Source organism: Luteibacter sp. NPDC031894, assembly GCF_050273135.1.
Lineage (GTDB): Bacteria > Pseudomonadota > Gammaproteobacteria > Xanthomonadales > Rhodanobacteraceae > Luteibacter.
The window spans coordinates 278,252-298,664 of the sequence record NZ_JBNNMV010000003.1; the positions used below are offsets into that span (position 1 = coordinate 278,252).

Annotated in this window: 23 protein-coding genes; all 23 read left to right on the top strand. The window is 67.4% G+C overall.

Going from position 1 to position 20,413, the window contains the following annotated elements; genetic code table 11:
* Positions 1–22: 22 nt before the first annotated feature.
* The 23 genes from fliI (at position 23) to ACQKIE_RS11345 (ending at position 20,367) form a co-directional block, all read left to right on the top strand.
* Positions 23–1,336: a flagellar protein export ATPase FliI gene (fliI, locus tag ACQKIE_RS11235; RefSeq protein WP_427459357.1), complete on the top strand. Its 1,314-nt coding sequence runs from the start codon at positions 23–25 to the stop codon at positions 1,334–1,336.
* Positions 1,336–1,770, top strand: a complete 435-nt coding sequence (fliJ, locus tag ACQKIE_RS11240; protein WP_427459024.1) for a flagellar export protein FliJ — start codon at positions 1,336–1,338, stop codon at positions 1,768–1,770. Before fliI ends, fliJ begins: the two co-directional genes overlap by 1 nt.
* A 52-nt stretch (positions 1,771–1,822) precedes the next feature.
* Positions 1,823–2,941, top strand: coding sequence for a flagellar hook-length control protein FliK (locus ACQKIE_RS11245; protein WP_427459026.1), 1,119 nt, complete (start codon positions 1,823–1,825; stop codon positions 2,939–2,941).
* Between the two features lie 136 nt (positions 2,942–3,077).
* Positions 3,078–3,566, top strand: a complete 489-nt coding sequence (locus ACQKIE_RS11250; protein ID WP_427459028.1) for a flagellar basal body-associated FliL family protein — start codon at positions 3,078–3,080, stop codon at positions 3,564–3,566.
* Positions 3,567–3,579: 13 nt separating this feature from the next.
* Positions 3,580–4,596 carry a flagellar motor switch protein FliM gene (gene fliM, locus ACQKIE_RS11255; RefSeq protein ID WP_427459030.1) on the top strand — a complete coding sequence of 339 codons (1,017 nt, stop codon included), beginning with the start codon at positions 3,580–3,582 and terminating at the stop codon, positions 4,594–4,596.
* A gap of 230 nt (positions 4,597–4,826) precedes the next feature.
* Positions 4,827–5,162, top strand: coding sequence for a flagellar motor switch protein FliN (gene fliN, locus ACQKIE_RS11260; RefSeq protein WP_427459032.1), 336 nt, complete (start codon positions 4,827–4,829; stop codon positions 5,160–5,162).
* 5 nt (positions 5,163–5,167) lie between these two features.
* The gene (gene fliO, locus ACQKIE_RS11265; RefSeq protein ID WP_427459034.1) at positions 5,168–5,584 is read left to right on the top strand and encodes a flagellar biosynthetic protein FliO; all 417 of its coding nucleotides are present in this window, start codon (positions 5,168–5,170) and stop codon (positions 5,582–5,584) included.
* Positions 5,581–6,333: a flagellar type III secretion system pore protein FliP gene (gene fliP / locus ACQKIE_RS11270; RefSeq protein ID WP_427459036.1), complete on the top strand. Its 753-nt coding sequence runs from the start codon at positions 5,581–5,583 to the stop codon at positions 6,331–6,333. Before fliO ends, fliP begins: the two co-directional genes overlap by 4 nt.
* Positions 6,330–6,599 carry a flagellar biosynthesis protein FliQ gene (gene fliQ, locus ACQKIE_RS11275; protein ID WP_427459038.1) on the top strand — a complete coding sequence of 90 codons (270 nt, stop codon included), beginning with the start codon at positions 6,330–6,332 and terminating at the stop codon, positions 6,597–6,599. The genes fliP and fliQ overlap by 4 nt, the downstream gene beginning before the upstream one ends.
* Positions 6,599–7,375, top strand: a complete 777-nt coding sequence (fliR, locus tag ACQKIE_RS11280; RefSeq protein WP_427459040.1) for a flagellar biosynthetic protein FliR — start codon at positions 6,599–6,601, stop codon at positions 7,373–7,375. The genes fliQ and fliR overlap by 1 nt, the downstream gene beginning before the upstream one ends.
* Positions 7,372–8,514 (top strand): flagellar biosynthesis protein FlhB, encoded by a 1,143-nt coding sequence (gene flhB / locus ACQKIE_RS11285; RefSeq protein ID WP_427459042.1) that lies wholly within the window; start codon positions 7,372–7,374, stop codon positions 8,512–8,514. The genes fliR and flhB overlap by 4 nt, the downstream gene beginning before the upstream one ends.
* Before the next feature lie 2 nt (positions 8,515–8,516).
* Complete coding sequence (gene flhA, locus ACQKIE_RS11290; protein WP_427459044.1) at positions 8,517–10,625, top strand: flagellar biosynthesis protein FlhA; 2,109 nt, start codon at positions 8,517–8,519, stop codon at positions 10,623–10,625.
* A gap of 88 nt (positions 10,626–10,713) precedes the next feature.
* Complete coding sequence (flhF, locus tag ACQKIE_RS11295) at positions 10,714–12,045, top strand: flagellar biosynthesis protein FlhF (protein ID WP_427459046.1); 1,332 nt, start codon at positions 10,714–10,716, stop codon at positions 12,043–12,045.
* A gap of 44 nt (positions 12,046–12,089) precedes the next feature.
* Entirely contained in the window at positions 12,090–12,965 is an 876-nt protein-coding gene (locus ACQKIE_RS11300) for a MinD/ParA family protein (protein ID WP_427459048.1), read from the top strand.
* Entirely contained in the window at positions 12,962–13,693 is a 732-nt protein-coding gene (locus tag ACQKIE_RS11305) for an RNA polymerase sigma factor FliA (protein WP_427459050.1), read from the top strand. The genes ACQKIE_RS11300 and ACQKIE_RS11305 overlap by 4 nt, the downstream gene beginning before the upstream one ends.
* A gap of 31 nt (positions 13,694–13,724) precedes the next feature.
* Positions 13,725–14,126 (top strand): chemotaxis response regulator CheY, encoded by a 402-nt coding sequence (gene cheY / locus ACQKIE_RS11310; protein WP_072321699.1) that lies wholly within the window; start codon positions 13,725–13,727, stop codon positions 14,124–14,126.
* Between the two features lie 9 nt (positions 14,127–14,135).
* A complete protein-coding gene (locus ACQKIE_RS11315) occupies positions 14,136–14,777 on the top strand; it encodes a protein phosphatase CheZ (RefSeq protein ID WP_427459053.1) in 642 nt (213 codons plus the stop codon).
* A gap of 7 nt (positions 14,778–14,784) precedes the next feature.
* Positions 14,785–16,818 carry a chemotaxis protein CheA gene (locus tag ACQKIE_RS11320; protein ID WP_427459055.1) on the top strand — a complete coding sequence of 678 codons (2,034 nt, stop codon included), beginning with the start codon at positions 14,785–14,787 and terminating at the stop codon, positions 16,816–16,818.
* 1 nt (position 16,819) lies between these two features.
* Positions 16,820–17,560: a flagellar motor protein gene (locus ACQKIE_RS11325; protein ID WP_427459057.1), complete on the top strand. Its 741-nt coding sequence runs from the start codon at positions 16,820–16,822 to the stop codon at positions 17,558–17,560.
* Entirely contained in the window at positions 17,557–18,561 is a 1,005-nt protein-coding gene (gene motD / locus ACQKIE_RS11330; protein WP_427459059.1) for a flagellar motor protein MotD, read from the top strand. Before ACQKIE_RS11325 ends, motD begins: the two co-directional genes overlap by 4 nt.
* Entirely contained in the window at positions 18,561–19,349 is a 789-nt protein-coding gene (locus ACQKIE_RS11335; RefSeq protein WP_427459061.1) for a ParA family protein, read from the top strand. The genes motD and ACQKIE_RS11335 overlap by 1 nt, the downstream gene beginning before the upstream one ends.
* Complete coding sequence (locus tag ACQKIE_RS11340; RefSeq protein ID WP_427459063.1) at positions 19,349–19,921, top strand: hypothetical protein; 573 nt, start codon at positions 19,349–19,351, stop codon at positions 19,919–19,921. Before ACQKIE_RS11335 ends, ACQKIE_RS11340 begins: the two co-directional genes overlap by 1 nt.
* The gene (locus ACQKIE_RS11345) at positions 19,918–20,367 is read left to right on the top strand and encodes a chemotaxis protein CheW (RefSeq protein ID WP_427459065.1); all 450 of its coding nucleotides are present in this window, start codon (positions 19,918–19,920) and stop codon (positions 20,365–20,367) included. The genes ACQKIE_RS11340 and ACQKIE_RS11345 overlap by 4 nt, the downstream gene beginning before the upstream one ends.
* Positions 20,368–20,413 lie beyond the last annotated feature (46 nt).

A 20,413-nucleotide genomic window follows, 5' to 3' on the forward strand; every position in this document is an offset into this window, starting at 1 on the left:
ACGGAATGCGCACTGGCGCGAGATGCTCGCCTCGCAGCGGGCCAGCGCCGAGCATGTCAGGCCGCTGCAGGCGGAGGGCAAGCTGCGCCGTGTCGTCGGTCTGACCCTCGAAGCGGTCGGATGCGAGGCGCCCGTGGGCGCGCGTTGCATGGTCGCCGGTGCCGACGGCAAACAGCTTGAAACCGAAGTCGTCGGATTTTCCGACGGCCGGCTGCTCCTGATGCCGACCGGCGAGATGCATGGCGTGCTGCCGAATGCCCGTGTTACGCCGGTGGCGGCCGTCTCCGGCATTCCCGTCGGCGATTCCCTCCTCGGCCGCGTGATCGGTTCCGATGGCGTGCCACTCGACGGCCTGGGGCCGCTGCTGGCGCGCGAACGCGTACCGCTGCGTCGGGAGCCCATCAACCCGATGCTGCGCCAGCCGATCGACACGCCGCTCGACACGGGCGTGCGGGCGATCAATGCACTGCTTACGGTGGGACGCGGTCAGCGTATCGGCCTGTTCGCCGGTTCCGGCGTGGGCAAGTCCACGCTCATGGGCATGATGACCCGCTTCACCAATGCCGATGTCGTCGTCGTCGGCTTGATCGGCGAGCGCGGCCGTGAAGTGAAGGAATTCGTCGACCACACGCTGGGCGAGGAAGGGCGCCGCCGCGCGGTCGTCATCGCCGCGCCGGCCGACGCGCCGCCGTTGTCCCGATTGCGCGGTGCGCAGGTCGCCACTGCGGTCGCCGAGCACTTTCGCGACCAGGGCAAACGCGTGCTGCTGCTCATGGATTCGCTCACCCGCTACGCCCAGGCCCAGCGCGAGATCGCCTTGGCCATCGGCGAGCCACCGGCGACGAAGGGCTATCCGCCGTCCGTCTTCGCGATGCTGCCGGCCCTGGTCGAACGCGCGGGGAACGACGCCGAGGGGCGCGGTTCCATCACCGCCTTCTATACCGTGCTGACCGAGGGCGACGATTACCGCCATGATCCGATCGCCGATTCCGCGCGCGCGATCCTCGACGGTCATATCGTGCTTTCCCGTGACATGGCGGAAGCCGGGCATTACCCGGCCATCGACATCGAGGCCTCGATCAGCCGCGTCATGCCCGCGGTGGTCACGAAGGAACACATGCGTTCGGCGCAGCGTTTCCGCCAGGTCTATTCGGCCTACCGCCAGCAGCGCGACCTCATCGCGGTGGGCGCCTACCAGAAGGGTAGCGACCCGCGGACCGACGAGGCCATCGCGTTGTATCCGCGCCTGTCGGCCTTCCTCCAGCAGGAAACCGACGTCCCTGTGAATCTCGAGGACGCGGAAGCCGGCCTCGTCGAAACCACGCAGGTGGCCTGATGCCGTCACGCGCCGACCGCCTGCAACCCGTCGTGGACCTCGCCGCCGAGAAGGCCGAGGACGCCACGCGCGCGCTCGCCACGCAACAGCGCGCGCTTGCCGATGCGGAGCACCAGCTGGTGGAACTGCGCCGTTACCGCAACGAGTACGCGGAGATGCCGAGCGGCATCGGCGTGAGCGCGTTGCTCAACCGGCAGCAGTTCCTGCAGAAGATCGACATGGCCATCGTCCAGCAGTTGAGCGAGGTCCAGCGTCGGGAACGCGCGCTGGACCGTGCCCGGCAGGATTGGTCGGATGCGCGGGGACGCGCGAAGGCCCTCGACTCGGTAACCACGAAGTACCGCGAGCAGGAACGCAAGACACAGGACCGCCGCGAGCAGGAGCAGGCCGACGAGCGCTCGCAATACCGCCGCCCGCCGCGGAGCGAAGGCTGACGTGTCCGATCGCCGGCACCTCCAAACGAATGTATCGACCCGGGTAACCCGCATGAACAACGCCACCGTAACCCTCAACGTCGCCCGGCCGCCCGCACCTGCCGCGCCCGCGGCGGCTGGCCACGCGCCGGATGACACGCAGCCGACGAAGCGTTTCGATGCCGCGCTCGATGCCGCGCGCGCCGACACGCGGGCGCCGCGCAAATCGGCGGACGACGCCACGAAGAAGAGCGACACCTCGCCCCAGGCGAAACCGGCGGACGCGAAGGCGGGCGATAAGCAGGACGACAAGCCCGCGAAGAAGGATGACGAGGCCGACGACGGCACGTCGATCGCCACGACGATGCTTTCGCTGATCGGTGTCCCGGCACACGTCGCGGGCATCGCGGCAAAGGCGTTGGGTGTCGCGAAAGAGGGCGGCGTCGCCGATGCCGGCGCGGCGAGTGGCACCGTGGGGGCTTCGGGTGCGCTTGCGGGTGTCCTTCCGGGCACGGCGGCGGCGATTGCCGACGTGGCGGGCCTGAAGGACGCGGCCGCCGCGTCCCCGGGCGTGACGCCCGGTGCGTTGCCGTCGGGGGCATTGGCCGGCACCGGCGCCGTCGCACCGCCTTCGTTCGCCGCCTTGCTCGCCACCCAGGTGGATGCGAAGGTGGTGAAAGACGACGCGGGCCCCTCCAGCGATGCCGCCAGCGGCAGCCCCATGCCCTTCGCGCATGCGCAAGGCCTCGGGCAGGGCGGCGCGTCGCTGATGCAGCTGCAGGCCACCCAACCCGCCACGTCGCCGCAGTTCGCGCAGGAACTGGGCGAGCAGATCGCATGGATGGGCTCGGGCCAGGTGAAAGAGGCGCGGATCAAACTCCATCCGGAAGAACTCGGCAGCATGGACGTGCGCGTCAGCATGGACGGCGCCAAGGTGAACGTCGCCGTCATCGCCCAGCATCCCGCCGCCGTGCATGCCGTACAGCAAACGCTTTCGCAGCTGGACAGCATGCTGGCCCACCATGGCCTCTCGCTCGGCCAGACTGATGTCGGACAGCGCCAGGCGGAACGGGGAGCCGAGGGCCGCGAGGGTGGCGCGTCGGGACAGCAGGGCGATGCCGGCACGACGGCGGGCATCGAAACAGTCGCGACCTCGCGCGTCTCCCGCGGTCTGGTCGACGAAGTCGCCTGACCTGGACGTTGGGCCTTGTGTAGGAGCACGAGGCGAACACGTCAAACTTTCGACGTTTTGACTGGCACGACGATTGCACGTCACTCGCCAGTCACTCCTATATCGCATCAACGCATTCGCAAGAGGTTTACCCCGCATGGCCGCAGTACCGAAGGAAGCCACCGAAGCCACCCCGAAGAAGGGCAAGAAAGGCAAGCTGCTGCTCGTCGGCGCGCTCGCCGTGCTCGTGGCCGGTGGCGTGGGCGGTTGGGTCCTCATGAAGGGCGGCAAGGGCGCGGAGAGCGCCACGGAAGCGGCCAAGTCCAAGCCGAGCATCTACCTCCAGCTCGATCCGGCCTTCGTGGTGAACTTCCAGGACGCCGCCGCGCTGCGTTTCCTCCAGGTGGGCGTGAACGTCATGTCGCACGATCCGGAAGCGATTGCCGCCGCGAAGGAGGCCGATCCCGAAATCCGCAACGCGCTGCTGATGCTGTTCTCGGCGCAGGACATCAAGAGCCTCTCCGACGTGAAGGGCAAGCAGAAGCTCCAGTCGGCCGCGCTGGCCGAGATCCAGCGGGTGCTGAAGGAAAAGATCGGCCGGCCCGGCGTCGACGCCGTCTACTTCACCAGCTTCATCATGCAGTGACGGGCTCGCGACCATGAGCGACATCCTCACCCAGGAAGAAATCGACGCGCTGTTGGCGGGCGTGGAAGGCGGCGCGGTCGAGACCGAAGTCGAGCTTCCGCCGCCCGGCGGCATCCTGGATTACGACTTCACCCAGCAGGATCGCATCGTCCGCGGTCGGCTGCCCACGCTGGAAATGGTCAACGACCGTTTCGCGCGCTACTTCCGCGCCAACCTCTTCAATGTGCTGCGCAAGGCGTGCGAGGTATCGGTCCTCGGCGTGAAGATGACCAAGTTCAACGAGTACGTGCACTCGCTGGCAGTGCCGAGCAACCTCAACCTCATCCGCATCAAGCCCCTGCGCGGTACTGCGTTGATGGTGTTCGAGCCGCGCCTGGTCTTCACCGTCATCGACAACTTCTTCGGCGGCGACGGCCGCTACCACGCGCGTATCGAGGGCCGCGATTTCACGCCGACCGAGAACCGCGTGATCCAGATCGTGCTGCAGGAGGCGTTCGGCGCCATGGCGGAAGCCTGGGCACCGGTGCTGAAGATGCAGTTCGAGTTCCTCAACTCGGAGATCAACCCGCAGTTCGCGAACATCGTGAGCCCCACGGAAACCGTCGTGGTGTCCCGCTTCCATATCGAACTGGACGGCGGTGGCGGGGAAGTGCACCTGACCTTGCCGTACTCGATGGTGGAGCCGATCCGCGAACTGCTTGACGCGGGCGTGCAGAGCGACCGCGCCGAACGGGACGACCGCTGGATCCAGAACCTCCATGAGGAAATCCTGGACGCGGAGGTGGAGATCACGTCGATGCTGGCCGAGGCCCGGCTGACCATCGGCGACTTCCTGCACCTGCGCAAGGGCGATGTCATCCCCATCAGCCTGCCCGAGACGGCGACCGTCTTCGCCGAGGACGTCCCGATCTTCCGTGGTCGCATGGCCAATTCCAACGGCAACAAGGCCATCCAGTTCGACTCGCTGCTTCGCCGCACCGCCCCGCGGTCGACGATGGTGCCGAGCCAGTCCATTCCGGAACTGGCCTGAGGAGAGGCGGCGCCTGCGCCGCCGCCCGTCAATGACCCGTCACGGCGACTAACTGCCGTCGTGCGTCAGCTTTCCGTCTGACCTCCCGCGTCACCTTCCTCCGTTCGTCTGGATCGCCATCCCAAGTGGCTGATACGCCATGGAAATCGCGCCGTCACATGACGCCGATCCCATGGCACGCCGCTTGCTTCAGAGGCTTCGCACCCAGCACCGCCTCTACTGGAACGGACATGAACGAAACGACCCTCGAAGAACTGGAAGCCGGCAGCGACGCCTCCCTGTCATCCTCCATCGGCCTCGGCAGCGAAGTGAACCTGGACGTCATCCTCGACGTGCCGGTCACCATGGCCATGGAAGTCGGCCGCACCAAGATCAGCATCCGCAACCTGCTCCAGCTCAACCAGGGCTCTGTCGTCGAACTCGACCGGGCCGCCGGCGAGCCGCTCGACGTCTTCGTCAACGGCACCCTCGTCGCCCACGGCGAAGTCGTCGTCATCAACGAGAAATTCGGTATCCGGCTGACCGACGTGATCAGCCCGGCCGAGCGCGTCCGCAAGCTGCGGTGATTCCCATGCGCCGTATCGTCGCCGCCTTCACCGGCGGCTTCCTTCCCTGCGCCCTGATGGCGGCTCCCGTCGCCGCGCCGGCCGTCGATTCGGGCGCGGAACTGCTCCGCGTCCTGGTCAGCTTGCTCGGCGTCGTGGCCCTCATCTTCTTCGTCGGCTGGTTGAGTCGGCGCGCACAGGCGCGCGTGCGCCCGGGCGGCCGGAAGATCCGCGTCATCGAATCGATGCCGGTGGGCATCAAGGAAAAAATCATGCTGCTCGAAGTCGGCGGCACGCAGCTCCTGGTCGGCGCCTCGCCCACGGGCGGACTGCGTACGCTGCATGTCCTGGACACGCCGGTGCAGGACGATCCGTCGGCCCCGTCCCAGGTGCCCGCCATGCGCGGCTTCCGCGACGTGCTCTCGCAGTGGAAGCGTCCATGAAGCGTTGGGCCTGGTTGCTTTTCCCGCTGCTCCTGCTCCTTCCGGTCGTCGGTTTCGCCGCCGAGCCGCCGCCGGGTATCCCGGTACTGAACGTGCAGCCCGGTACGGGCGGCGGCCAGACCTGGTCGCTGTCGATCCAGATGCTGGCGCTGATGACGGCGCTGACCGCGCTGCCGGCGATCCTGCTGATGATGACCTCGTTCACGCGCATCATCATCGTGCTGGGCTTCCTCCGCCAGGCGCTGGGCACCAACAGCACGCCGCCGAACCAGGTCATCCTCGGTCTGTCGCTGTTCCTCACGCTGTTCGTGATGACGCCGGTGCTGAACAAGGCGTACGACGCCGGCATCAAGCCGTACATGGACGGGCAGATGAGCGTGCAGGACGCCTTGCCGCTCGCCGCCGCGCCGTTCCGCCACTTCATGCTCGAGCAGACCCGCGAGCCGGACCTGCAGCTCTTCACCCGGCTGGCCGGCGAGCAGCCGTACGCCGACAAGGATGCCGTTCCTTATCGCGTCGCGTTGCCGGCATTCGTCACCAGTGAGCTGAAGACCGCGTTCCAGATGGGCTTCCTGCTGTTCATTCCCTTCCTCATCATCGACCTCGTCGTCGCCTCGGTGCTGATGTCGATGGGCATGATGATGGTCTCGCCCATGATCATCTCGCTGCCGTTCAAGATCATGCTGTTCGTGCTGGTCGACGGCTGGACCTTGCTGCTCGGTACCCTGGCGGGGAGCTTCTTCCAGTGACGCCCGAATCGGTCATCGGCTTCGGCCAGCAGGCCCTGCATATCGCGATGTTGATTGGCGCGCCGCTGCTCCTGACCGCGCTGGCCGTCGGCCTGATCATCGGCATGGTCCAGGCGGCCACGCAGATCAACGAACAAACCCTGAGCTTCATCCCGAAGCTCATTTCCATGGCCCTGGTGATGATCATCGCCGGGCCCTGGATGCTGCGCACCCTGGTGGAGTTCACCCGGACCCTCATCGAGAACCTGCCGCAGGCGGTGCGTTGATGCCGTTCGACCTCGGCCAGCTCGAAGCCTGGGTCGGAAGCGCGTGCTGGGCGCTCGCCCGCATTTCCGGCCTGCTGCTCGTGGCGCCGGTGCTCGGGGCCACGATGATCCCGACCCGGATCCGCGTCGGCCTTGCCTTGCTGCTGACGATGGCGCTCGCGCCGCTGGCACCGCTGGACATCCGTCCGCTCTCCGCGCAGGGCGTGGCGACGCTTGCCCAGCAAGTGCTGGTGGGCGCCTCCCTAGGTTTCATCCTGAAGCTCGTGTTCGAGGCGGTGTCGTTCGGTGGGCAGATCGTGTCCCAGGCCATGAGCCTCGGATTCGCGGAGACCGTGAACCCGGGCGTGGGCGGTACGACGCCGGTGCTGAGCCAGTTCTACACGATGCTGGTGACGTTGCTTTTCCTGGTGATGAACGGCCACCTGCAGCTCATCTCGCTACTCGCGGACAGCTTCCGCAGCTTGCCCGTCGGCACCCAGGGCGTCGGTGCGGACGGCGTGTGGGGCGTGCTTGGCTTCGCCGGCCACCTTTTCGCGGGCGCGGTGCGCGTGGCGCTTCCGGCGCTCACCGCCACCCTGGTGGTGAACCTCGGCTTCGGGGCGATCAGCCGTTCGGCGCCGTCCATGAATCTTTTCGCCGTCGGTTTTCCCATCACCATCTGCCTCGGCCTGTTGGCCGTATGGCTCGCGCTGCGCGCCCTCCCTGGCGCGTTCGACTCATTGCAGACCGACGCCTGGGAAACCATGCGCGGGCTTATCGGGAGCGCGTCGCCATGAGCGAGACCGATAAGGAAGACCGCACCGAAGCTCCTAGTGACAAACGCCTTCGCGAAGCCCGCGAGAAGGGCGACCTGCCGCGTTCGCGTGATCTCTCGACGGCCGTCGTGGTGCTGTCGGGCGTGACCACGATCATCGCCTCGCGCGAACAGATGGCCTTGCATGCCGCCAACATCATGCACGTCGGCTTGCGCTATTCGCGCGACGATCTTTTTGCCGCCAATGGCCTCAGCCACGCCCTGATGTCGGCGGCGCTGGAAGCCTTGAGGCTGCTGGGTCCGGTCTTCGCCGTGACCATGGTCGCCGCGATCGCGGCGCCTGCCTTGATGGGCGGGCTGAACTTCTCGGGCCAGGCGCTCATTCCCAAGTTCGACCGCCTGGACCCGATCAAGGGATTCTCGCGGCTGTTCTCCATGAACGGCCTCGTGGAACTGGGCAAGTCACTGCTCAAGCTGATCCTGATCGGCGGCGCGCTCGTGTGGTTCCTGCGTCGCTCCACGCAGGAGATGTACGCCGCCGGTACGGGGCCGGTCGCCAATGGCATTGCCCATGCCCTCAGCACCCTTGGGCATGCCTCGCTCGTCTTCGCCTGTGCGCTCGGCGCGATCGCCCTGGTCGATGCGCCGTGGCAGAAATTCAGCTTCACCAAGAAGATGAAGATGACGAAGCAGGAAGTGAAGGACGAGCACAAGGAAAACGAGGGCAGTCCGGAACTGAAGTCGAAAATCCGTCAGATGCAGCAGCAGATGTCCCGGCGCCGCATGATGGAAGACGTTCCGACGGCGGACGTGATCGTGACCAATCCGACCCATTTCGCCGTGGCCCTGAAATACGACGAAGACCGCATGGGCGCGCCGCGCGTGGTGGCCAAGGGCGTGGACCTGATCGCCCAGCAGATACGTGACGTGGCCGGCGGCGCCAAGGTGCCGGTGGTCGAAGCCGCGCCGTTGGCACGCGCCTTGTATCACACGACGGACATCGGACGCGAAATCCCCTCGGCGCTCTACATCGCCGTGGCCCAGATCCTGGCCTACGTGTTCCGGTTGAAGCAGGCGATCGCCATGGGCGACCTCCCGCCCGATCTCCCGAAGCAGGACATCGACCCTGATCTCATGGGTCCCTACCGCATGGACAACTGACGATGGCAGCCTCCACCACCCTCATGGGCACGTTCCGCCAGATCGGCCGCCGCGGCATCGCGGCGCCGGTGGCGATGCTGATCATGCTCGGCATGATGATGCTGCCCCTGCCGCCGTTCGTGCTCGACCTGCTGTTCACCTTCAACATCGCGTTGTCCCTGGTGATCCTGCTGGCCACGATGTACGTGATGCGGCCACTGGAACTGGCCTCGTTCCCCACGGTGGTGCTGTTCGCCACCTTGCTCCGCCTGGCGTTGAACATCGCCTCCACCCGCGTCGTGCTGTTGCACGGCCACAACGGACCCGGCGCCGCGGGCAAGGTCATCGAGGCCTTCGGCGAGTTCGTCATCGGCGGCAATTTCGCCGTCGGCTTCGTCGTCTTCGCCATTCTCACCATCATCAACTTCGTGGTCGTCACGAAGGGTGCGACCCGCGTGTCCGAAGTGACCGCCCGCTTCACCCTCGACGCTATGCCCGGCAAGCAGATGGCGATCGACGCGGACCTCAACGCCGGCCTCTTGACGCAGGAGCAGGCGCGCGAGCGCCGCCAGGAAGTGCGCGAGGAAGCGGATTTCTACGGCTCGATGGACGGTGCGTCCAAGTTCGTCCGGGGCGACGCCACCGCGGGCATGCTGATCCTCGCGATCAACATCATCGGTGGCTTCTTCATCGGCATGCTCCAGCACGGCCTCTCGGCCGCCGAAGCCGCGCGCACGTATACGTTGCTGACCATCGGCGATGGCCTCGTGGCGCAGGTGCCCGGCCTCATGCTCTCGATCGCCACGGCCGTGATCGTCACCCGCGTGTCGAAGTCGCAGGAGATGGGCAAGCACGTGATGGGCCAGCTCTTCGGCCAGCCGAAGGCGCTGGGCGTCGCCGCCGCGGTGCTCGGTACGATGGGACTCATTCCCGGGATGCCCAATCTTCCGTTCCTGATCCTGGCCGGGATCGCCGGCTTCGCCGCCTGGAAACTGCACCAGCACCAACTGGAAGCCGCCGCTGGCCCCGCCGCCGGTGCGGGCGCGCCGGGCACCGAGCTGGCGCTGGAATCGGCCCCGCCGGCCGAGCGGCTGGAACTGTCATGGGAGGACGTCGCCCAGGTGGACACCATCGGCCTGGAAGTCGGCTATCGCCTCATTCCCCTGGTGGACAAGGCACAGGGTGGCGAATTGATGGCGCGGATCAAATCGGTGCGCCGCAAGCTCTCGCAGGAACTGGGCTTCCTGATTCCGTCGGTGCACATCCGCGACAACCTCGACCTCGCTCCGCACGGTTATCGCATCTCGTTGATGGGCGTGCCCATGGGCGAGGCGGAGATCCACACCGAGCGCATGCTCGCGATCGATCCCGGTCGCGTGCACGGCACCATCAACGGTATCGCCACGCGCGATCCCGCCTTCGGCCTGGACGCGGTGTGGATCGAACCGGGCATGCGCGAGCACGCGCAGACGCTGGGCTACACCGTGGTCGACCCGGCTACCGTGATCGCCACGCACCTCTCTCACATCCTGCAGAACCACGCCCACGAGCTCATCGGCCACCAGGACGTGCAGCAGCTGCTCGACCGCCTCGCCCAGCAGACACCGAAGCTGGTGGAAGACCTGGTGCCGAAGCGCCTCTCGCTTGGCGCCGTGGTCAAAGTGCTGCAGAACCTGCTCGCCGAGCGCGTGCCGATCCGCAACTTCCGCGGCATCGTCGAGTCCCTTGCCGAGCACGCGGGACAGAGCCAGGATCCAGGTGTCCTCGCAGCAGCCGTGCGCGTGACGCTCGGCCGACAGATCGTGCAGGAAATCGCCGGACTCGGTTCGGAAGTTCCCGTCATAACTTTGGCGCCGGAACTGGAGCAGATCCTGCTGCAATCCCTACAAGGCGGCGGCCCGGCGGGCGCGGCCGTCGAGCCGGGGCTTGCCGATCGCCTGCAGCAAAGCGTCGCGGACGCGGCGCGCCGCCAGGAAGCGGCGGGCGAACCGGCGGTGCTGCTGGTCTCGCCGGCACTCCGTCCATGGCTTTCACGCTTCACCCGCCATGTGGCCCAAAACCTGCATGTACTTGCGTACAACGAGGTTCCGGACAACCGACGCGTCAAGCTGGTGACGGCCCTCGGGCGGTAAGCGAAGAGACAGCGCGCGGATCGGGGCGCGAACTACCAAGGCATGCGGCGTTCCGGGATGAGGGCGCCAGGACGAGGACAGGACAGAGATGAAAATCAAGCGATTCGTTGCGCCGGACATGCGCCAGGCCATGCGCCAGGTAAGGGACGAACAGGGCCCGGATGCCGTGATCCTGTCCACCCGCCGGTTGGACGACGGCATAGAGATCATCGCCGCGCTCGATTATGACGAAGCGCTGGTGCGCGAGGCCGGCTTCGGCCTCGAAGCGCCCAAGCGCGAGGAAACGCCGTTGCGTGCGCTGCGCGACGAAACCGAGCGTGCCGCCCGCATCGACCAGGCCCGCGCCGCGACCGCCGCCGCCGTCGAGCGCGCCGCGAAGTCCGGTGCGCCGGCAAACGAGAACGCGCCGCAGCGCCAGTCCAGCGCCGCGCTGGCCGCCAGCGTGGCCGACGTCGTCCGCGCCGCCACCGTGGTACCGAACAACGACGCCGCGGTAAATGGCGTGCGTGCGGAAATCAACAACCTGCGCGAGATGCTCGAGGTCCAGCTTTCGACGCTCGCGTGGAACCAGATGGATCGCGAGCAGCCGCTGCGCGCCCGCGTGCTCCGCGAGATGACCCGCCTGGGCATCGACGGCGACGTGGCCCGCGCACTCTGCGCCGAACTGCCGCCTGGCATGACGCCGGACCAGGCGCGTTACCTGCCGTTGGGCCTGCTCTCGCGCAACATCCGCACGAGCGGCCGCAACTTCGATACGGTCGGCGGCGGCGTCACCGCGCTGGTCGGCACCACAGGCGTGGGCAAGACCACCACGATCGCAAAGCTCGCCGCGCGCGCCGTCCTGCGCCACGGCGCCTCCAACGTCGCGCTGATCAGCGCCGACCAGTACCGCATCGGCGCCGGCGCGCAGCTCGAGCACTACGGCCGCCTGCTGGGCGTGCGCGTGTTCAACGCGAACGACGCGACCAGCCTGCGCAACGTCCTGCTCCAGTTGCGCGGCAAGCACACCGTGCTGGTGGATACGGCCGGGCTGGCCGGCAACGATCCCAAGCTGCAACAGCAGTTCGACACGCTGCGGGCCACCTCGGACGTGCGCGTGTGCCTCGTCCTCGCCGCCAACGCGCAGGCCCAGGCCATTGACAACGCGATCCGCGCCTATGCGCCGCTGGCACCGCAGAGCGCGATCCTCACCAAGCTCGACGAAGCGCCGCTGATCGGCGGCGCTCTCTCGGCCCTCATCCGCCACAACCTGCCGCTCGACCACACGACCGACGGGCAGCGGGTGCCCGAGGACATCGCCACGGCTGACGCGCGCAAGCTGGTCTGCCTCGCGGCACAGCTGCTGAAGCAGCGCAACGAAGAACCCGACGACGCCCTGCTTGCCGAACGCTTCGGCACGGCGACCGCGGCCCTGGCCTGACCGGCCTCCGACACAGACATATCTATACGGCAGTGACTTCCTTCATGAGCACACACGTCGAATCCACCCAGGCCGCCGGTCTCAACTGGCTCGCCGACCGTCGCCCCACACGCAGCATCGCGATCGCGGGCGGCAAGGGCGGCGTGGGCAAGACCACGGTGGCGGTCAATCTCGGCATGGCGCTCGCCATGGGCGGCCGTGACGTCCTCCTCCTCGACGCCGATCTCGCCATGGCGAACATCGACGTCCTGCTCGGCCTGCAGCCGACCCGCCACCTCGGCCACATGCTGGAGGGCGAATGCCGGATCGAGGACCTGATCCTCGAGGCGGCGCACGGGCTGAAGGTGATCCCGGCCACGTCCGGCACGCGGCGCATGGCGCAGTTGCCGAACATCGAACACGCCGCCGTCATCCGCGCCTTCGACGAATACCCCCTGGCGCCCGAGTACCTGATCGTCGACACGGCGGCCGGCATCTCCGACAGCGTGTCGATGTTCGCGGCGGCCTCGGACGAGGTGGTGGTCGTGGTCTGCGATGAACCCGCCTCGCTCACCGACGCCTATGCCCTGATCAAGGTCATGAGCCGCGAGTTCGCGGTCAACCGCTTCCGCATCGTGGCCAACATGGTCCGCCACGCCCAGGAAGGCCGGCAGTTGTTCGAGAAGCTGTCCCGGGTGACCAATCGCTTCCTCGACGTGTCCCTGGATTTCATGGGCATGGTTCCGCACGACGAATACCTGCGCCAGGCCATCCGCCGCCAGGCGGCCGTGGTCGACGCCTGGCCGAGCAGCCGCTCCGCGGTCGGATTCAAGAATTTGGCCAGGTCGGTCGATACATGGGGTGAACCCGAACCCCGGGCACAGGGCCGCATCGGCTTTTTCGCCGAGCGGTCCCACTTGGGAGGAGGGCTGCCACTGTGAGCGTCGCGACCGAATATCTCGAGATCACGCGTATCCCGGCGGATCAACTGGTAAAAACCCACGCGCCGCTGGTGCGCCGTATCGCCTATCACCTGATGGGCAGGCTGCCGCCGAGCGTGGATGCGAACGACCTCATGCAGGCCGGAATGATCGGACTGCTGGAGGCCGCAAGAAATTACTCGCCGACTCGCGCGGCCAGCTTCGAAACCTATGCGGGCATCCGCATACGTGGCGCCATGCTGGACGAACTGCGCAAGACGGATTGGACACCGCGCTCCGTGCACAGGAAGTTGCGCGAGGTCGCGGAGGTGACGAGGCAGATCGAAAACGAGACGGGTGGCGACGCCGAAGACGCGGAAGTGATGAAGCGGCTGGGCATCGACGCCATGGAATACAACCAGATCCTGGCCGACGCGGCGAGCGCGCGGTTGCTGAGCCTCACGGCGCCGGAAGGCGACGAGGGTGCGGCGATCGACGTGGCCGACCCGGATGCCGCCGGTCCGGATGGGTTGTTCGAGAAGGAAGGCCTGCGGGACGCGCTGGCGCAGTCGATCGACGGACTGCCGGAGCGCGAAAAGCTGGTCATGTCGCTGTACTACGATGAAGAACTCAACCTGAAGGAAATCGGTGCGGTGTTGGGCGTGAGCGAATCGCGGGTGTGCCAGATCCACGGCCAGGCCCTCATTCGCCTCCGGGCACGCATGTCGGGTTGGAAAGACAAGCATTGACGAACGCGCGGTAGCAAGGCGGAGAAATAGTTTGGACAAGAACATGAAGATCCTCGTGGTGGACGATTTCTCCACCATGCGACGCATCGTCAGGAACCTCCTGGTGGAACTGGGCTTCACCAACACCCTGATCCAGGAAGCCGAAGACGGTAACGCCGCGCTCGCGATGTTGCGCGCCCAACCGTTCGACCTCGTCGTCACCGACTGGAACATGCCGAACATGACCGGCATCGACCTGTTGCGGGCGATCCGCGCGGACGCGGCGCTGAAGGCGATGCCGGTGCTGATGGTCACGGCCGAGAACAACCGCGACCAGATCATCGCGGCCGCCCAGAGCGGCGTGAACGGCTACGTCGTCAAGCCATTCACCGCGGTCACCCTCAAGGAAAAACTCGACAAGATCTTCGAACGACTCGCCGCGGCCGCGGGCTAAGGAACGACGATGAACACCATGCTTACGACCGGCCACGACGTGGCTCCCGAACTGCGCGAGCTGCTCGACGCCGACGACCCGGCCGCCTTCGAACAGGCGCTCGACCGCCTGCTGCGCACGCGCGAACAGCACCTGTTCCTGGCGCTGGGCCACCTCGCGCGCGACCTGCACGAATCCGCGCGTCGCCTGGCGGCCGACATTTCCCACGATGGCGTGCCGGGGAACATGAGCGACGCGCGCAAGCACCTGCGCGACGTGCTCGAGATGAGCTCGCAGGCCGCGCATCGCACGCTCGACTTCAGCGAAAAGCTGCGCCCGCAGGCCCAGGCGCTCGCCCGCCAGGCCGACGAGGTGCTGGTGCTCGACCAGGCGGATCCCGCCTTCGCCACCAACGCCACGGCCCTCGCCGTGCGTGTGGGCGACTTCGCGCAGAGCTGCGACATCGGCTTCGGCGAAATGGTCGAGGCGCAGTCCTGGCAGGACCTCTCCGGCCAGCGCGTGGCCCAGGTCGAGGCCTTCATGGCCAAGGTCGAGTCGTCGCTGGTGGAACTGGTGCGCCTGACCGGCTCCCTGGCGGGTGGCGCGGCACCGGCCGCGGACAAGGTCAGCCAGGACGAAGTGGATCGCCTCCTCAGCGAATTCGGCTTCTGAGCGCCCTATGAGCGTGGAGCTGGACAACGAGCTGCTCAACGTCTTCCTCATCGAGGCGCGGGAACTGCTCGAGAGCCTGGGCGAACAGCTCGTGGACCTCGAGTCGTCGCCGGGCGACACGGACCTGTTGAACGCGGTGTTCCGTGCGTTCCACACGGTGAAGGGCGGGGCGGGTTTCCTCGGCCTCAATCCGATGGTGGAGCTGTGCCATCGGGCCGAAGACCTCCTCAACGAAGCGCGCAACGGGGCCGTCGTGCTCAATGCGGGCTTCATGGACGCGCTGCTGGAGTCGCTCGACCTCCTCAACGACATGATGCGTGCCGCCGATGGCGGCGTGCCGATCGACGCCGCCCCGCGTTCGCTGCTGGACCGCCTGTTGATCCCGGGCCGCGCCGTATCGGCGCCGCCGGTGGCGTTGGCTGCACCGGTTGTCGCGAGCTCGGCGTCGACCGTGCCGTCGCGTCCGTACGACCCCATCGAAGACGAATTCGAGGCGATGCTCGACGCGGCACGTAGCGACCGCGAGCCCGCGCCCGCCGCGTCGGGGACCATTTCCGACGACGAATTCGAGGCATTGCTCGACTCGCTCTACGGCACGGGCGCCCCCGGCGCCGAGCCGGAGGCGGCGGTGTCCACGCCAGCGCCCGCCGCGGCAGTTCCGGCCGTGTCCGTGGATGGCAACGGCATCAGCGACGACGAATTCGAGGCCCTGCTCGACAGCCTGCACGGTACGGCCGCTCCCGGGTCCGCGAGTGCACCCGTGGCTCCCGCCATGGCGGCCGACCAGCCCGCAAGGCCTTCCACGCCGGCCCCGGCCGCCGCGGCGGAAGCCGCGAAGCCGCAGACCGAGAAGCGCGCCGCCTCCACCGCCGACACCACCGTGCGCGTCGACACGCAGCGCCTGGACGGCCTCGTCGACGCGGCCGGCGAACTTGTATTGGTTCGCAACCGCTTGAGCAACCTCGCGCCGCGTGGCACGAACGATCCGATGGAACGCGCCATCGGCGAGCTCGAGCGCGTGGCCGAAGACCTGCAGAACGCCGTGCTGCGCATGCGCATGCAGCCGGTAGGCAAGCTGTTCTCGCGTTTCCCGCGCATCGTGCGCGATCTCGCACGGCAGCTCGGCAAGGAGATCGAACTCGTCACGGAAGGCGAGGACACCGATATCGACCGCACCGTGGTGGAGGCCCTGGCCGATCCGCTGGTGCACCTGCTGCGCAACGCCGTGGACCACGGCATCGAAATGCCTGACGTGCGTGCCCGCGAGGGTAAGTCGCGCGCTGGCACCGTGCGCCTCGCGGCGGGCCAGTTCGGCGACCGCATCGTCATCACCGTCACCGACGACGGCAAGGGCATGGACCCTGAAGTCCTGCGCCGCAAGGCGGTCGAAAAGGGCTTGATGGACGAGGAGCAGGCCGCGCGTCTCGACGAGCGCGAGTGCTACGAAATTGTGTTCCGTCCCGGCTTCTCCACCGCCAGCCAGGTGTCCGACATCTCCGGCCGTGGCGTCGGTATGGACGTGGTCAAGACGAAGATCGTCGAACTCGGCGGCACGCTGTCGATCGATTCGCGCGTCGGCCACGGCAGCACGGTGCGACTCTCCGTGCCGTTGACGCTGGCGATCCTGCGCGTGCTGATGGTACGGGTCGGCAACCGGCTGCTATCGCTGCCGCTGTCCAACGTGGCCGAGGTTTTCGAGCTCGTGCCGGGGCAGATCCAGGAACTCGACGGCCGCATCGTCGCCTCGCACCGCCAGCGTGCCTTGCCGCTCGCCGACCTGGGCCGCTGGGCCGGTGCGACGGGGAAGGGCGGACACGTGGTCGTGGTGCAGATCGGGCACCAGACGCTCGGCTGCCTCGTCGACGAAGTGCTCGGCCGCGAAGACGTCATGGCCAAGCCACTCGGCCCCTTCCTGAAGGACGTACCGGGCGTGGCAGGCGCCACGATCACGGGCGACGGACGGATCTCGCTCGTACTGGATCTCTCTGGCCTCGCCGACGATGGGGGGCAGGTCCTGCCGACTCTGAGGATGGCTGTCTGACATGGATATCGTGAGCGTCGTCGGAACGATCCTGGCCTTCGTGGTCATCATCCTGGGCACCATCCTCAAGGGCTCGAGCCTCGACGCCCTGTGGAACCCGGCCGCGTTCATCATCGTCTTCGTCGGTACCTTCGCGGCCCTGCTCGTGCAGACCCCGGGCGCGGTGCTCAAGCGTGCGTGGAGCATGTTGCCCTGGGTGTACCGGCCACCGGATATCGAATCCGCAGACCTCGTCAGCCGCATCGTCGGCTGGAGCGAAATCTCCCGGCGCACCGGCCTCCTCGGCCTGGAGCCCGCCATCGAGCGCGAAACGGATCCCTTCATCCGCAAGGGGCTGCAACTGCTCGTGGACGGTACCGAGCCGGACGCCATGCGTTCCGTCCTCGAAGTGGAAGTGTTCGCCCGCGAGCACACCGATATCGAAGCGGCGAAGGTGTTCGAGAACGCCGGCGCCTATTCGCCGACGATGGGCATCATCGGTGCCGTGATGGGCCTCATGTCGGTCATGCAGAACCTCGCCGAGCCGAGCAAGCTCGGGCACGGCATCGCGGCGGCATTCGTCGCCACCATTTACGGCATCGGTCTCGCCAACCTGCTGGCCCTGCCCATGGCGTCGCGCCTGAAGGGACTGGCCCGGCGCCGTTCGCAGATGCGCGAAATCCTCGTCGAAGGACTCGTCTCCATCGCCCAGGGCGACAACCCGCGGCATATCGAGAGCAAGCTGCAGGGGTTCCTGTCGTGAAGCGCCGCCACCACGAAGAACACATCAACCACGAGCGCTGGGCGATCCCTTACGGGGACCTGATCACCCTGCTGCTGGCGTTGTTCGTGGTGATGTACGCCGTGTCCGCGGTGAATGAGTCGAAGTTCCGCGTGATGGCGCAATCCATCAACGAAGCATTCAATGGCACTGGCAAAGTGATCGAGCCCATCCGCGAGGCCACGCCAGCGGCCCAGGTGCCGTTGCCGAACCAGTCGCGTGCGCCCAGCGCCGCGCCGATCGCCAAGATCGAAGTGCCCATTCCGCCGCGCAACCTGCCGCTGCCGGGACATGAGGGCGCCGCGCCCGAGCGCCAGGAATCGTCGAGCGTCAACACGGCGCCGGCGGCGAACACCTCGATCGGCAAGACCGAAGATGCCAGCCTCAGCCAGATTTCGACGGAAGTGCAGCGGGCGATGAAGCCGTTGATCGACAAGAGCCTCGTGAGCGTGCGACAGACGCCTGACTGGCTGGAGATCGAGGTGCGCACGGACATCCTGTTCCCGGTCGGCGTGGCAAAGCTGCAGTCGCCCGCGGAAGACGTGCTGCGCAAGCTGGCCGGTATCCTCGCGCCGTTCCCCAATGCCATGCGCATCGAGGGCTATACCGACAACACGCCGATCGCGACGAGCACGTTTCCCTCGAACTGGGAACTCTCGGCGGCGCGCGCGGCCACCGTGGCGCGCCTTATCACCACGACGGGCGTCGATCCGCATCGCGTCGGCATTATCGGCTGGGGCGAGTTTCGACCCACCGCCAACAACGCCACCGAAGATGGTCGCAACCGCAATCGCCGCGTCCTGATCGTCGTGATGAGCGACAAGGCGGCGCCCGCGCGCTTCTATAGCGACGCCGATCGCGTGGACCTGGCCGAGAAGCCGGCTGTTTCCGGAGGCGGGGCGCCCGTGGCCGCCATGCCGCACGGCGTCGTCGCGCCGACCGCTGGCGCGGCTCGTTTTGCCCCCGTCGCGGAGGCTCGCTGATGCGCGTCTGGGCGGTGTCCAACCAGAAAGGCGGCGTCGGCAAGACAACGACCACGGTGGCGCTCGGCAGCCTGCTCGCCGATGCCGGCAAACGCACCCTGCTCGTCGACATGGACCCGCATGCGTCGCTCTCCGGCTATGTCGGCGTCGAAGGCGGCGCGCACGGCAGCGTGTACGACCTGTTCGGCATCGGCGGCAATCCCTTGCCCGTGCGCACACTGGTGCACGCAACGCCATGGGACCGGCTCAGCGTGCTGCCGGCGTCTGCCGCCATGATCACGCTGGATCGCCAGCTTGGCACCCGGCCCGGCATGGGTCTCGTGCTCAGCCAGGCACTCGCCGAGCTGGCGTCCGACTTCGAGCACGTACTGCTCGACTGCCCGCCGACGCTCGGCGTGCTGATGGTGAACGCGTTGGCGGCGAGCGATCGTCTGCTCGTGCCCACCCAGACCGAGGCGCTGGCCCTGGCAGGTCTCGAACGCATGTTGCGCAGCCTGTCGATGATCGAGCGCTCGCGCGGCAAGCCGATGCCGCGCACGATCGTGCCGACCTTGTACGACGCGCGCACCCATGCTTCACGCGCCTGTCTCGCGCAATTGCGCGAGCAGTACGGCGACGACGTGAGCCAGGCGGTCGTTCCTACCGACACACAGATTCGCGAAGCCAGCGCGGCCGGCGTGCCGCTGGCTGCGTGGCCCGCCGCGCGTCGCGGCGGCCTCGCGTACCGGCAACTGCTCGACGAGCTGTTGGCGATGCCCGTTCCGTCCGTGACGGACGCCGCCGCGTGATGCGCGCCATGCAGGACGCCGAGCAGATCGTCGCGGACTACCTCGCGGACCTGCTGACGCCGGCGGCCGTACCCAAGGAGGCACCCGCGGCCGAGGTCAAGGTCGTCGCGTTCGAGCCCTGGCGCAATACGCCGACATCGGCCCCCTCGCGGGATGCCGCCTGTCGCTATCTGCTGTGCGTCGCCGCGGGCGTGAAGCTCGCCGTGCCGATGGCGGATGTCACCCACGTCATCCCGATGCCGCCATTGACGGCGCCGAGCTCGAGCAATCCCGTTTGCCTCGGCAGATGGCGGCACCCGAGCGGCGAAGCGCGAGTGGCGGATCTCGCCGCGATCCTTTCGCCCGACCTCAGCGGCGCGCCGGTGATGACGCTGGTGATCCTGCAAGGACGAAACTGGGCGCTGGCATGCGTCGTCGACGAGGAGCCTGTCGAACTCTCCCCGGATACGATCCAGTGGCGTCGCGGTGCCGCGAACCGCCCCTGGTTGGCCGGCATGTCCCCCGAACCCAAGTGCGGCGTGGTCGACACCACGGCGTTGATCGAATGGCTGGAAAAGGAGCTGGGCCCATGACCCAACCCCAACACGATGGGCACGCCGCCTGGCTCGGTTTCTCCCTGAAGGGGCAGCGTTACGCTGTGTCGCTCGCGAGCGTGCGTGAGGTGATCCGCCCCGGCGACATCACGCCCGTCCCCGGCGCGCCAGACGACGTGCTCGGCGTCGTGAACCTGCGCGGCCAGATCGTGCCGGTGCTGGACGGCCGCCGCCGCTTCGGACTCGACGGCACGCTGGAAGAGGGTGCCGAAGACGCCCGCCGCGTCATCGTCTTCGACGATGACGGCACCGTCGTCGGCATGCGTATCGATGTCATCGGCGACATGCTCACCTTCAAACCCGACGATGTAGCCCCGCCACCGCCGGGCCGTGCGGAACGCCGAGACGATCCGGTCAGCGGCGTCCTCACCCGTGACGACGGCTTCATCGCGCTGGTGGACGTGCAGAAACTCTGCCGCGCCTGAACTCCGAGGGCGCGCTTGCCGCGCCCCCGTATCGCCGCTACCGTGT